The 11942-nt window shown below is 69.8% G+C and carries 9 protein-coding genes; 6 read left to right on the plus strand and 3 right to left on the minus strand.

Features of this window, described 5'->3' with window-relative positions; genetic code table 11:
* The first annotated feature begins 16 nt into the window (after positions 1-16).
* From IPI43_09865 to IPI43_09875, 3 genes are all read left to right on the plus strand, one after another.
* On the plus strand, positions 17-1366 hold the full coding sequence (locus IPI43_09865) for a protein kinase (GenBank protein ID MBK7774435.1): 1350 nt from the start codon (positions 17-19) through the stop codon (positions 1364-1366).
* A gap of 64 nt (positions 1367-1430) precedes the next feature.
* Positions 1431-2153: a tetratricopeptide repeat protein gene (locus tag IPI43_09870; GenBank protein ID MBK7774436.1), complete on the plus strand. Its 723-nt coding sequence runs from the start codon at positions 1431-1433 to the stop codon at positions 2151-2153.
* Between the two features lie 17 nt (positions 2154-2170).
* Positions 2171-3247, plus strand: coding sequence for an FHA domain-containing protein (locus tag IPI43_09875; GenBank protein ID MBK7774437.1), 1077 nt, complete (start codon positions 2171-2173; stop codon positions 3245-3247).
* Positions 3248-3259: 12 nt separating this feature from the next.
* On the opposite strand, the gene IPI43_09880 is transcribed toward IPI43_09875, so the two are convergent.
* Both IPI43_09880 and IPI43_09885 read right to left on the minus strand, forming a co-directional pair.
* Positions 3260-4294: a hypothetical protein gene (locus tag IPI43_09880; protein MBK7774438.1), complete on the minus strand. Its 1035-nt coding sequence runs from the start codon at positions 4292-4294 to the stop codon at positions 3260-3262.
* The gene (locus tag IPI43_09885) at positions 4267-4695 is read right to left on the minus strand and encodes a hypothetical protein (protein ID MBK7774439.1); all 429 of its coding nucleotides are present in this window, start codon (positions 4693-4695) and stop codon (positions 4267-4269) included. The genes IPI43_09880 and IPI43_09885 overlap by 28 nt, the downstream gene beginning before the upstream one ends.
* Positions 4696-4950: 255 nt before the next feature.
* On the opposite strand from IPI43_09885, the gene IPI43_09890 reads away from it, so the two are divergent.
* Genes IPI43_09890 through IPI43_09900 form a run of 3 tightly spaced genes read left to right on the plus strand, consistent with a single transcriptional unit; the run spans position 4951 to position 7717 of the window.
* On the plus strand, positions 4951-5703 hold the full coding sequence (locus IPI43_09890) for an adenosylcobinamide amidohydrolase (protein MBK7774440.1): 753 nt from the start codon (positions 4951-4953) through the stop codon (positions 5701-5703).
* Positions 5704-5726: 23 nt separating this feature from the next.
* Positions 5727-6668, plus strand: a complete 942-nt coding sequence (cobD, locus tag IPI43_09895; GenBank protein ID MBK7774441.1) for a cobalamin biosynthesis protein CobD — start codon at positions 5727-5729, stop codon at positions 6666-6668.
* A complete protein-coding gene (locus tag IPI43_09900; protein MBK7774442.1) occupies positions 6662-7717 on the plus strand; it encodes a histidinol-phosphate aminotransferase family protein in 1056 nt (351 codons plus the stop codon). Before cobD ends, IPI43_09900 begins: the two co-directional genes overlap by 7 nt.
* A 46-nt stretch (positions 7718-7763) precedes the next feature.
* Here the strand turns inward: IPI43_09900 and rpoC are convergent, their stop codons facing one another.
* The gene (rpoC, locus tag IPI43_09905; protein MBK7774443.1) at positions 7764-11939 is read right to left on the minus strand and encodes a DNA-directed RNA polymerase subunit beta'; all 4176 of its coding nucleotides are present in this window, start codon (positions 11937-11939) and stop codon (positions 7764-7766) included.
* Positions 11940-11942 lie beyond the last annotated feature (3 nt).

Raw genomic sequence — 11942 nt, forward strand, 5'->3', positions numbered from 1 at the left:
GCGGGTATGGTAGGCTGTGCCAATCTCTGAGCGCCCACAGCCAACCTGGTACGAGGTTTCCGACTCGCGCGACGACACTGCGGGCGGGCTAATTTTCCCGGTCGGAGAGATCCTCGCGGGCAATTACGAGGTGCGCAGCCTGCTCGGTGCGGGTGGCATGGGGCAGGTGTTCGAGGCCCTGGACCACCTGCTGGACCGGCGCGTCGCCATCAAGGTCGCGACGCCTGGCCCCGCCGTGGCGCTGCTGCGGCAGGAGGCGCGCGCGCTCGCGGCCTTCCGTCACCCCAGCCTCGTGACCGTGCACACGCTGGGCAACCACCGTGGCCTCGACTTCTTGGTCATGGAGCGCATCTACGGCCTCAGCCTCGGCCGGCACCTGAGCACGCGCTACGACGCCGGCGCCGCGCCGGACATCGAAGAGACCATGGAGGTCATCACGGCCATCGCCGAGGGCCTCGCCGTGGTGCACCGCGCGGGGCTCGCGCATCGCGACGTGAAGCCGGACAACGTCATGCTCACGCCCGATCACCGCATCGTGCTCATGGACTTCGGCCTGGTGTTGCCCGAGTACCACGTGGCCACGCAGACGCGGATCGCGGGCTCGCCGCCCTACATGGCGCCCGAGGCGCTCGACAACACGGTTCAGCCCGGGGCCGGCCGTCTCCTGGATCTGTACGCGCTCGGTGTGGTGGCCTACGAGATGCTCACCAATAAGCTGCCCGTGGAGGCCGAGAACGTGGCCGAGCTCTACGAGCTGCATCAGACGCAGCCCGTGGCGCGCATCCGGGAGCGCCGCATGGGCGTGCCCCAGAAGCTGGCCGACCTGATCGAAGAGCTGCTGGCCAAGGACCCCAACGACCGGCCGCAGAGCGCCGAGGCGGTGGCCTGGCGCCTGCGCGCCATGCAGGAGGGCTTCCACGAGTCCCAGCGCGCCGTCACCATCGTGCCGGAGTCGGACGAGCTGCGCGTGCTCATCGCCGAGGACAACAAGGACGTGGCGCGCGTGCTCCAGTTCTACGTGAAGCAGATCCTGGGCGACAACGTGAAGATCGACACGGCCGTGGACGGCGAGGCGGCCATGAGCGCCATCCGGCTGCGCGAGCCGGATCTGCTGCTGCTGGACCTCCACATGCCGAAGCTGAACGGCATCGAGGTGTGCATGGCGCTGCGGGGCGAGCGGCTGGCCGAGCGCACCACCATCATCAGCGTCAGCGCGGGCGCGCAGGACGACGACAAGCAGCTGCTCTACCAGCTGGGCATCCACCACTTCGTGGAGAAGGGCACCCAGCTCAAGGAGCGCCTCTCGGCGGCCATCTACGACGCCATGGGCATCGACAAGCGCACCGAGCGGCCCACCCAGTTCTGAGCGGGCGCCGGGCGCGTTGTCAGTACTGAATATCCCGCGTCCGTGGCAGTCTACGGCTTACCTCATGCGCTCGCCTCGCCTCGCCCTTCGCTCCACACGTGCCTTGCCCCGCGCCGCGTGGCTCTCCCTGCTGCTGAGCGGTGCCGCAGCCGTCGCCCCCATGGCGCTGCCAGGGCTGGGCAGCACCGCCCACGCGCAAACCGAAGAGCAGCTGGCCCGCGCGCGCACCCTCTTCACGGAGGGTCAGGCCGCCTACGACGCCGGCCGCTTCCAAGAGGCGGTCACCAAGATGCGCGAGGCCTACGACATCACCCACTCGGCCGAGCTCGCGTTCAACGTGGCGCGCGTCTACGAGCGCATGAGCGAGTACGCCGACGCGGTGCGCTACTTCCGCATCTACCTGCGTGAGGGGCAGCCCGACGCCGAGGTGCGCGCCGATGTGGAGGCACGCATCGAGGCGCTGCGCGCGGCGGAGCGGCGCTCGCGGGACCAGGTGTTCACCGCCCCACCCAGCGACGACGAGCTCACGCGCGAGGCGCGCACGTTCTTCACGCGGGGCGTCGCCATGTTCCGCCGGGGCGAGTACGAGGCCGCCATGCAGGCGTTCACGGCGGCGAACAGCTTCGCGCCCCTACCCGAGGTCCTCTACAACATGGCCGTGGTGTCCGAGCGGCTCGGTGCGCGCCGGGACGCCATCGACTACTACCGTGAGTACCTGCGGCTGCGCCCCAACGCCCCCGACCGCGGCTTCGTAGAGCGCGAGATCGAGCGCCTGCGGGGCCGCTGAGCTAGACTCGTCGCTCGATGGGAATCCGCGTCACGGTTCGCTCACGCTGGGGTGAGTCGCAAGCACAGGACGACCCCGGGAGCCGGCGCCACCTAGCGGTCTACAGCTTCGAGCACGGGCGGGTGCGCATCGGGCGTGGCCGCACGGCCGACATCCTGCTGCCGCACCCTGCGGTGAGCGGCTTGCACGCCAGCCTCGAGCCCAGCGGCGCGCACTACACCATCACCGACGAGGGCTCCACCAACGGCGTGCTGGTCAACGGCGTGCGCATCTCGCCCAACCGCCCCAAGTCGCTGCGCGATGGCGACCGGGTGGAGCTGGGCGGCTTCACGCTGCGCCTCGAGCTCACGCCCACCGTGAGCGGTGCGACCACGGCCAACGAGACGGCCGAGCTGGCACGTCAGCTGGTGCGCGCCGTGCTCTCGCAGGGCACCACGCCCGTGGCGGCGCCGCTGCTGGTGTTCGAGAACGGCAGTCGGGAGGGCGAGCGTGTGACGCTGCCTGATCCGCCGTGCTCCTGGCGCATCGGGCGCGGCATCGAGTGTGAGCTGCAACTGAACGACGCCGACGCATCGCGCGAGCACGCCGAGCTGCTGCGTGACCTCGACGGGGTGCTGCTGCGCGACCTGGGCGCCAAGAACCCCGCCATGGTCAACGGGCGCGTCTATGCGGAGCGGCGCCTCATGGACCGCGACGAGCTGCGCATCGGGTCCACCCGCATGACCTTCGAAGACCCGGCCAGCACCGTGCTCGCGCGCATCCAGGCCGAGGCCGACCTCTCGGTGGAGCTGGAACCCGACCCGTTCGACTCGTTCGACGACGAGCTGTCGGGCCACGACACGCCTAGCGATGCGGCCACGCGGGGTGACTCCGAGGGCGCCGACGCGCACGAGGTCGACCCGAGCCGCGGCCCCGTCACCCCGTGGGAAGCGGCCCCCGTGAGCGACGACTCGGTAGCCATCGCCGACCCGAAGCCGCGTGCGCCCCGCCGCCCGCGGCAGAGCGCCGCGCTGACCGACATGGTGATCTACGCGCTCGCAGGTGCGGTGCTGGCGCTCAGCGCGCTGGGCCTGTGGTGGCTGAGCGCGCGCTGAGGTTGGCGCTCCCTAGCCGAGCTCTAGAAGCAGCTGCTGGCCCAGCGGGGTGAGCGCACCCGAGCGGTGGGCCAAGGAGGAGGCTGCGTCGGGTGGCTCCGCGTCGAGCGCGAGGCGACGGGCCACCCAGGCATCGACCGTGTGCAGCAGCAGGGGGAGCGTGGCCTCATCGTGCACCACCGGGTCGATCAGCCGGAGCAGCGTGAGCTTGTGGAGCGCGCTCTCCCGCAGGAGCGCACGCGCCAGGGTCAGCGCGGGGGCGTTGCGCGGGAGGCGGGCACGGCCGATGGCCAGCGGCAGCTCGAGCTCACGTGAACCTCCCGCGGATGGGGGCACGACCTCCAGCGCCACGAACAGCTCCGCGAGCGACTCCGCATGTGGGTCGCGCTCGGCGATGAGGTGCAGCGCAGCGCCGAGCGCACCCAGCTCGGCCAGTGCCCCACGCTCCGTCGCGAAGCCGTGATGCTCCGTGAGCAGCGCACCCAGCTCGGGGCCCCACGGGTCGAGCAGCACGCCGTCCAGGCGCAGCGCGTCGCGCTCCAGCACCAGCCGCTGACCCGCCGACAGCACGAGGCCACGCCGCGTGATGCCGTGTTGCAGGACGAGCGGCCCAGTCAGCGTGACGGTCTCCGTGAGCGCCGAAGACAGCGCGAGCGAGAACAACACCTGCGCCGCGAGCGCCGCGCGTGTGGCGGCCTGGGTGCTGCCCGACCCGGCGAGCACCTGCAGCAACAGCAGCGTGACCTCGGGCGAGCGCGTCAGCGCGGCCACCGGCTTGGGCTGCCCCGGCAGGAGCGCCCGGAGCGCCTTGCCAGCGAGCGGCGTCACACCCGCGAAGGCCTCCTCGTCCAGCCCGGGGGCGCTGACCGGCAGCTCCGCCAGCAACGGCTCGTGCAGCGCGCGCGCCCCGAGGTGCCGCAGCATCCGAGCGTGCGCCGGGTCAGCCGGACGCAGCCACGCCTGACCCGCGTCGGGGGCCAGCCGCATGGCCAGCCCCACCCACGCGGGGCGCACCGGACTCAGAGGCTGGGCGGGCTCGCCAGGCACGCGCTCAGCTCGGCGGACGGCGTGAACCCGCAGGCGCCATCGGCCTGGCGCTCGCAGGGTGCCTCGCGGTAGCAAGCGTGCTCGGGACGCACCACGCAGATGCTGGCCATGGACTCCTGCTCGGGCCCGCGGCACAGCTCGCCGCCGCAGCCGTCGCGCACGCAGCCACCCGCGGCCTGCTCGCCCGGCTCTTCGGCGCACGCGCCTTCGCGCGCCACGCTGGTGCCACCCGAGAGCGCCCCGCAGGTGTTCGGGTAGGTGCGGCCGTCACAGCCGCACACGGGCCGGTACTCGCGCGTGCAGACCATGGGGATGGTCTCACAGCGCCCCGGGCGGTCGGTCGCGCCGCACTCGGCCTCGAGCTCGAAGTGGCAGAACTCGCCCTCGCCGCACGGCTCCATGCCGCGCGAGCCACACGCGCGCCCTTCGCCCTCGCTGGTCTCCACGGCGGTGGTGCCCTCGCCCTCCCCGCGGTTGCAGCCCGAGAGCCCGAGCGCGAGCAGCAGCGCCACGAGCCCGAGGGCGGACGTGGTGGCAGCGTTGGTGGTTCCGAGAGAGGAAGTGAGCGCGAAGTTCATGGAGGAGAGCGTTCCCGGCAAAGAGAGGCGGCGCAAGCCGCGGTTGACAGCCTCGGCCCTGACGAGCAAGGAGCCCGAATGTTCACGAGCGTCGTGTTGCACCAGCAGGAGGAGCTCCGCATCACCCGCAGCGAGCGCGTGCTGGTGGTGGAGACGCTGGTCCCACACGCGTGTCTATCGTACGCGCCGCACCACGGTGGGGACACCGTGACGTCGGTGGTGGCCAACCACGCCGTGCAGTCTTCGGAGCTGACGCTCGAGGTAGACGCACTCGAGCTACTACGGGCGCGCCAGCTCGCCCACGTGGGCCGCGACGGGGTGGCCATGATGACCGCGTGCGCGCTGCAGCACGCGGTTGTGGCGGAGGCGCGCGAAGAAGACTCGCTCGGCCCCGTGCGCGCCGTGGCGGTGGCCACCACCGGGCTCTCCAACCTGCTGCGTGTGGGCGACGCACCCGGCGCGCTGGCGCCGGTAGACACCATCAACGTGATCGCCTGGCTCTCGCGGCCGCTCATGCTCGGCGCTCGGCTCGAGGCGCTGACCATCGCCACCGAGGGGCGCACCCTGGCGGTGCATGCGGCGGGGCTGCCATCGCGGCGCAGCGGCGGGCACGCCACTGGCACGGGCACCGACTGCATCGCGCTGCTCACACCGCTCTCGGTGGAGGGCGCGAGCGCAGGCAGCGCGTACGCGGGCAAGCACACGGCCGTGGGCGCCGTGCTCGGTCGGGCGGTGCACACCGCCGTCGCGGCCGGGGTGGCGTCGTGGGTCACGCGCTACGGCGACGACCTGCGGCGCGCGATGCTGCGGCACTTCGGAGAGGGCGGCTGATGGGCTTGTCGCACGCCACCGTCATGCTGGTGCTCGCGCTGGCCATCGACGGTGCATTCGGCGAGCTGCCCAACCGGCTGCACCCGGTGGCGTGGTTCGGCGCGCTCGCTGCGCGGCTGCGGGCCACGTTGCCGCTTACCCCACCTGCACCGGCGCTCTTGGGGGGCGTCGCGTTGGTGGCTGCGGGCATGGCCTGCGTGGGCGTGCTGTTGGTCACGGACACCCTGCTGCGCGAGCGGGTGCCCTTGCTGACCGACCTGGCTGCGCTCTTCTGGTTGCAGGCCAGCTTCGCCGCGCGCGCCCTGCTCACCGCGGGCGCGCTCGTCGAACAGGCCCTCGTGGCGGGCGACCTTTCGCTGGCTCGCGCGCGGCTCGGGGCGCTCTGCAGCCGTGAGTCGGCCGCGCTGAGCGAGAGTGAGCTGTCGGGCGCGGCGGCCTCGTCGCTCGCCGAGAACCTCTCCGACAGCGTGGTGGCGCCGCTGTTCTACTACGCGCTCTTCGGCCTGGGCGGCGCGCTGGTGTTCCGCGTGGTCAACACGCTCGACGCGATGGTGGGCTATCGCGGGCGCTACGAGTGGCTGGGCAAGCCCGCGGCGAGGCTCGACGACCTGTTGGGCATCGTTCCGGCGCGCCTCTCCGTGGGGCTGCTCGCGCTCGCCGCCTTGGCGCTGCGCGCGCCCGTGGGCCGAGGCCTGCGCGTGGCCCTGCGCGACGCAGGCAACACCCCGAGCCCCAACGGCGGCTTCCCCATGGCCATGCTCGCGGGCGTGCTCGGCGTGCGGCTCGAGAAGGCAGACACCTACGTGCTCGGTGCCGAGGGCGAACCCGCCACCACCGCCACGCTCACGGCGGCGCGCCGGTTGGTGAGCCTCGCGGCCCTCTTCGCTGGCCTTGCTGCGTTGCTGCTCACGCTCCTCGGCAGCCCCGCGCGCGGCGTTTGGGAGCCACTCGGGTGGCCATGGTGAACGTGCTCGGGCACCACGGGGACACCAGCGCGGCCCAGCTGCGTGCTCTCGGCGTCGACCCGGCGCGCGTGCTCGACCTCTCGGTCAACGTCAGCCCGTTCGGCCCCAGCCCGCGCGTGCTGGCCGCCATTCGGGAAGCCGATGTGGTGGCCTACCCCGACCGCGGCGCCACGGCCGCGCGCGAGGCGCTCGGGGCCAGCCTGGATGTGGAGCCTGGCAGTCTGATGCTCGGCAACGGTGCGGCCGAGCTCATCTGGGCGGCCGTGCGTGGGCTCTCGCGCCCCGGTGACACACTGCTGGTCGCCGGACCCACCTTCTCCGAGGCCGAGGCCGCCGCCCGCGCGCACGGGCTCTCGGTGGTGGAGGTGCGTGCCTGCGCCGAAGACGCGTTCGCCCCTCCCGCTGCTGCGCTCGCACGCACCCTCACGCAGCTGCGCCCCGCCCTCGCGTACCTCTGCCATCCGAACAACCCCACGGGGCAGGCCCTCCCGGCAGGCGAGCTGCACGCGCTGATCGCCGGCCACCCGGGCACCATGTTCCTGGTCGACCACGCGTTCCTCTCGCTGTCCGAGCGGCACCTCGATGCCGGCGCGCCGCTGCCGCCCAACGCGCTCGCGCTGCGCTCGCTCACCAAGGACCATGCGCTCGCGGGCCTGCGGTTGGCCTACGCGCTCGGAGCCCCCGCCACCCTCGCGCACGTCGCCGCCCAGCAGCCGCCGTGGACCGTCTCGTCGCTGGCCCTCGCGGCGGCATGCGCGGCCGCCACCGAAGAAGCCTACATCGCGGACGTGCGCGCACGCTGGCTGGCGCAGCGCCGTGAGCTCGAGCAGCTCCTCGCGCAGCAAGGCATCCCGCACGTTCCCTCGCTCACGGTGTTCGGCCTCGTCCACGTGGGCGACGCCGAGCGCACGCGCACCCGCCTGCTCCACGATGCGAGCATCCTCGTGCGCAGCGCGGCATCCTTCGGGCTGCCCGAGTACATCCGCGTGCGGGCCAGCGACCAGAACGCACGCTTCGTAGACGCGTTGCGCGCGCTCTCGCCCAATTGAAAAAGGGCACGCAAGCGTGCCCTCTCCCGTGTTGCGAGCCTGAGGCTCAGTCTTCGCTGACAGCCGCCATCAGCTCGTCGGCGTCGTTGTCCACACCCATGTCGTCCGGCGAGTCCTCGACCGCGATCTCGAGCTTGCGGTACGCCGAGAGGCCCGTGCCGGCCGGCACCAGGCGACCCATGATGACGTTCTCCTTGAGACCGTACAGCTCGTCGACCTTGCCGCCGATGGCCGCCTCGGTGAGCACCTTGGTCGTCTCCTGGAAAGAAGACGCCGAGATGAACGAGTCGGTGGAGAGCGACGCCTTGGTGATGCCGAGCAGCAGCGGCTCCGCGACGGCCGGCTGGCCACCGCGCGCGATGACGCGCTCGTTCTCCTTGCCGAACACCGACTTCTCGACGGTCTCGTCCGGCAGGAAGGTGGTGTCACCCGTCTCCTTGATGCGCACGCGGCGCAGCATCTGACGAACGATCACCTCGATGTGCTTGTCGTTGATGGTCACACCCTGCAGGCGATAGACCTGCTGGATCTCGTTGACCAACCACGCGGCCAGTTCCTTCTCGCCCTTGACCTGAAGGATGTCGTGCGGGTTCGCAGCGCCGTCCATCAGAGGCTCACCCGCGCGCACGCGGTCGCCGTCCTTGACCTGAAGGTGCTTGCCCTTCGCGATCAAGTACTCCTTCGGCTCGCCCACTTCCGGAACAATCACGACCTTGCGCTTGCCCTTGGTGTCCTTGCCGAAGTGCACCACACCGTCGATGTCCGAGATGATGGCGCCGTCCTTGGGCTTGCGGGCCTCGAAGAGCTCGGCCACGCGGGGCAGACCGCCCGTGATGTCCTTGGTCTTCGTGGTCTCGCGCGGAATCTTGGCGATGATCTCACCCGCCTCGACGTTCTGTCCGTCGGCCGGGATGATGTTCGCGCCGACCGGCAGGTAGTAGCGCGCCACGTTCTCACCGGAGCCGGTGCGCAGCGTGTCGCCCTCGGTGCCCTTCACCGAGATACGCGGACGCGCGCTCGGGTCGCGGGACTCGATGACCAGGCGGCGGGACAGACCCGTCACCTCGTCGAGCTTCTCTTCCATGGTCACGCCCTCGACCACGTCGCCGTACTTCACGACGCCCGAGACCTCGGTGACGATGGGGATGGCCCACGGGTCCCACTCCGCCAGCGTGGTGAGCTTCTTGACCGTGTCGCCGTCCGCCACCTTCAAGAAGGCGCCGTAGCTCAGGTTGTAGCTCTCACGCTCGCGACCGGACTCGTCCACGATCTTGAGGACGCCGTGACGGTTCATGATGACGGTGTTGCCGTCCTTCTTCTTGACCGTCTTGGTGTTCTCGAGGCGGATGATGCCGTCGACGCGGCTGACGATGCTGCTCTGCTCGACCTTACCGCGCGCAGCCGCACCACCGATGTGGAACGTGCGCATGGTGAGCTGCGTGCCGGGCTCGCCGATGGACTGGGCCGCGATGACACCGACGGCCTCGCCGATGTTCACCTCGTAGCCACGCGCGAGGTCTCGCCCGTAGCAAGCGGCGCAGACACCGCGACGCGTCTGGCAGGTGAGCACGGAGCGGATGAGGACCCGCTCGATGCCCGCCGACTCGATCACGTTGACGAGGTTCTCGTCGATCTCGCGGTTGGCCTCCACCAGCACGGCACCGGTGATGGGGTCCTGCACGTCTTCGAGCGCCACGCGCCCGAGGATGCGCTCTCCGAGCGGCGTGACGACCTCGCCGCCCTCTTCGAGCTTCGAGACCCAGATGCCGTCCAGCGTGAGGCAGTCGTACTCCGTGATGACGGCGTCCTGCGCGACGTCCACCAGACGACGCGTGAGGTAGCCCGAGTTGGCGGTCTTGAGCGCCGTGTCGGCCAGACCCTTACGGGCACCGTGCGTCGAGATGAAGTACTGGAGAACCGTCAGACCCTCACGGAAGTTGGCCGTGATGGGCGTCTCGATGATCTCGCCCGAGGGCTTGGCCATCAGACCACGCATACCGGCCAGCTGGCGGATCTGCTGGTTGCTACCGCGCGCGCCGGAGTCCGCCATCATGAAGATGGAGTTGAAGCTGGGCACGCGCACCGACTCGCCCGTGTCCGGGTTCGTGACGGTCTCGCTGCCGATGACTTCCATCAGCTCGCGGGCGATCTGGTCGGAGGCCTCGGCCCAGATGTCGACCACCTTGTTGTAGCGCTCGCCGTCGGTGATCAGACCCTCTTGGTACTGCTCGACCACGGTCGCCACGTCGTCGGTGGACTGACGCAGGATCTCCTTCTTGCTGTCCGGGATGAGCATGTCATCCATGCACACCGAGACACCCGCGCGCGTCGCCATCTCGAAGCCGAGCGTCCGCAGCCGGTCGGCCAGGAGCACGGTGTTCTTGTTGCGGCTCTTGCGGTAGCACTCGTCGATGAGCGACGAGAGCGCCTTCTTGTCCAGCGTCTTGTTGACCGAGCGGAAGTCCAGGCCCGGAGGCAGGATCTCGCTGACGAGCACGCGACCGACGGTGGTCTCGTGGATGTCGCCCTGCCAGCGCAGCTTGATCTTGGCGTGCAGCCCGACCTCGCCCGCGTCGTACGCCATGCGCACTTCGTCGGCGTTCGAGAAGATGCCGTGGAAGTCACCCTTCCGCTCGCTGCCTTCCTTGTACTCACCCTTCGCGAACTGGCGCTCGCGGGTCATGTAGTAGAGGCCGAGGACGATGTCCTGCGTGGGGTTGATGATGGGCTTGCCGTTGGCCGGCGAGAGGATGTTGTTCGTGCTCATCATGAGCACGCGCGCTTCCATCTGCGCCTCGACCGAGAGCGGCACGTGAACGGCCATCTGGTCGCCGTCGAAGTCGGCGTTGAAGGCGGTGCACACCAGTGGGTGCAGGCGAATGGCCTTACCCTCGATGAGCACGGGCTCGAACGCCTGGATGCCCAAGCGGTGCAGCGTGGGGGCTCGGTTCAGCATCACGGGGTGCTCCGTGATGACCTCGTCGAGGATGTCCCAAACCTCGGGCTTCTCCTTCTCCACCAGCTTCTTGGCGCTCTTGATCGTGGTCACGTGACCGCGCTCTTCGAGCTTGCTGTAGATGAAGGGCTTGAAGAGCTCGAGCGCCATCTTCTTGGGGATGCCGCACTGGTGCAGGCGCAGCGTCGGACCCACCACGATGACCGAGCGACCGGAGTAGTCGACGCGCTTACCGAGGAGGTTCTGACGGAAGCGGCCCTGCTTGCCCTTGAGCATGTCGCTGAGCGACTTGAGCGGGCGCTTGTTGGGACCGGTGATGGTCTTGCCGCGACGGCCGTTGTCGAACAGCGCGTCCACGGCCTCTTGCAGCATGCGCCGCTCGTTCCGGATGATGATCTCCGGCGCGTTCAGCTCGATGAGCCGCTTGAGGCGGTTGTTGCGGTTGATGACGCGGCGGTAGAGGTCGTTGAGGTCCGACGTCGCGAAGCGGCCACCGTCGAGCGGCACCAGCGGGCGCAGGTCGGGCGGCAGCACCGGGATCTCCGTGAGCATCATCCACTCGGGACGGTTGCCGGAGTCCTTGAAGGCCTCGATGACCTTCAGGCGCTTGCTGTACTTCTTGCGCTTGGCCTCGGAGGTGGCCTCGCGCAGGTCCAGACGAAGCTGCTCGGCCAGCGTGTGCACGTCCACGTCGCGGAGCATCTCGAGGACGGCCTCGCCGCCCATGCCGGCGTCGAACGCGTCGTCGCCGTGCTCGTCGAGCAGCTGGTGGTAGACGTCCTCGCTCAGGATCTCACCACGAACCAGCTGCGTCTCCTTGGGGTTCAAGACGACGTAGCTCTCGCAGTAGAGCACCCGCTCGAGGTCCTTGAGCGTGATGTCCAGCACGGCGCCGATGCGGCTCGGCAGGCTCTTCAAGAACCAGATGTGCGCCACGGGCGTGGCCAGGGTGATGTGGCCGAGGCGCTCACGACGCACCTTCGACTGGATCACCTCGACGCCGCACTTCTCGCACACGATGCCGCGGTGCTTCATGCGCTTGTACTTGCCGCAGATGCACTCGTAGTCCTTCACCGGCCCGAAGATCTTCGCGCAGAAGAGGCCATCGCGCTCCGGCTTGAAGGTGCGGTAGTTGATGGTCTCGGGCTTCTTGACCTCGCCATGCGACCACTCGCGGATCTTCTCGGGAGAAGCCAGCGAGATACGGATGGCAGAGAACGCGAGCGGGTCCTTCGGCTTCTCGAAAAAGCTGAAAATATCCTTCATGGC

Source organism: Sandaracinaceae bacterium (assembly GCA_016706685.1).
In the GTDB taxonomy this organism is placed as follows: Bacteria; Myxococcota_A; Polyangia; order Polyangiales; family Houyiibacteriaceae; genus JADJJE01.

Excerpts from the sequence above, each read along its gene's own strand:
- IPI43_09900 (MBK7774442.1), top strand. The coding sequence starts at position 6,662 with ATGGTGAACGTGCTCGGGCACCACGGGGACACCAGCGCGGCCCAGCTG.
- IPI43_09890 (MBK7774440.1), top strand. The coding sequence starts at position 4,951 with ATGTTCACGAGCGTCGTGTTGCACCAGCAGGAGGAGCTCCGCATCACC.
- IPI43_09875 (MBK7774437.1), top strand. The coding sequence starts at position 2,171 with ATGGGAATCCGCGTCACGGTTCGCTCACGCTGGGGTGAGTCGCAAGCA.
- rpoC (MBK7774443.1), bottom strand. The coding sequence starts at position 11,939 with ATGAAGGATATTTTCAGCTTTTTCGAGAAGCCGAAGGACCCGCTCGCG.
- cobD (MBK7774441.1), top strand. The coding sequence starts at position 5,727 with ATGCTGGTGCTCGCGCTGGCCATCGACGGTGCATTCGGCGAGCTGCCC.
- IPI43_09870 (MBK7774436.1), top strand. The coding sequence starts at position 1,431 with ATGCGCTCGCCTCGCCTCGCCCTTCGCTCCACACGTGCCTTGCCCCGC.
- IPI43_09885 (MBK7774439.1), bottom strand. The coding sequence starts at position 4,695 with ATGGAGCCGTGCGGCGAGGGCGAGTTCTGCCACTTCGAGCTCGAGGCC.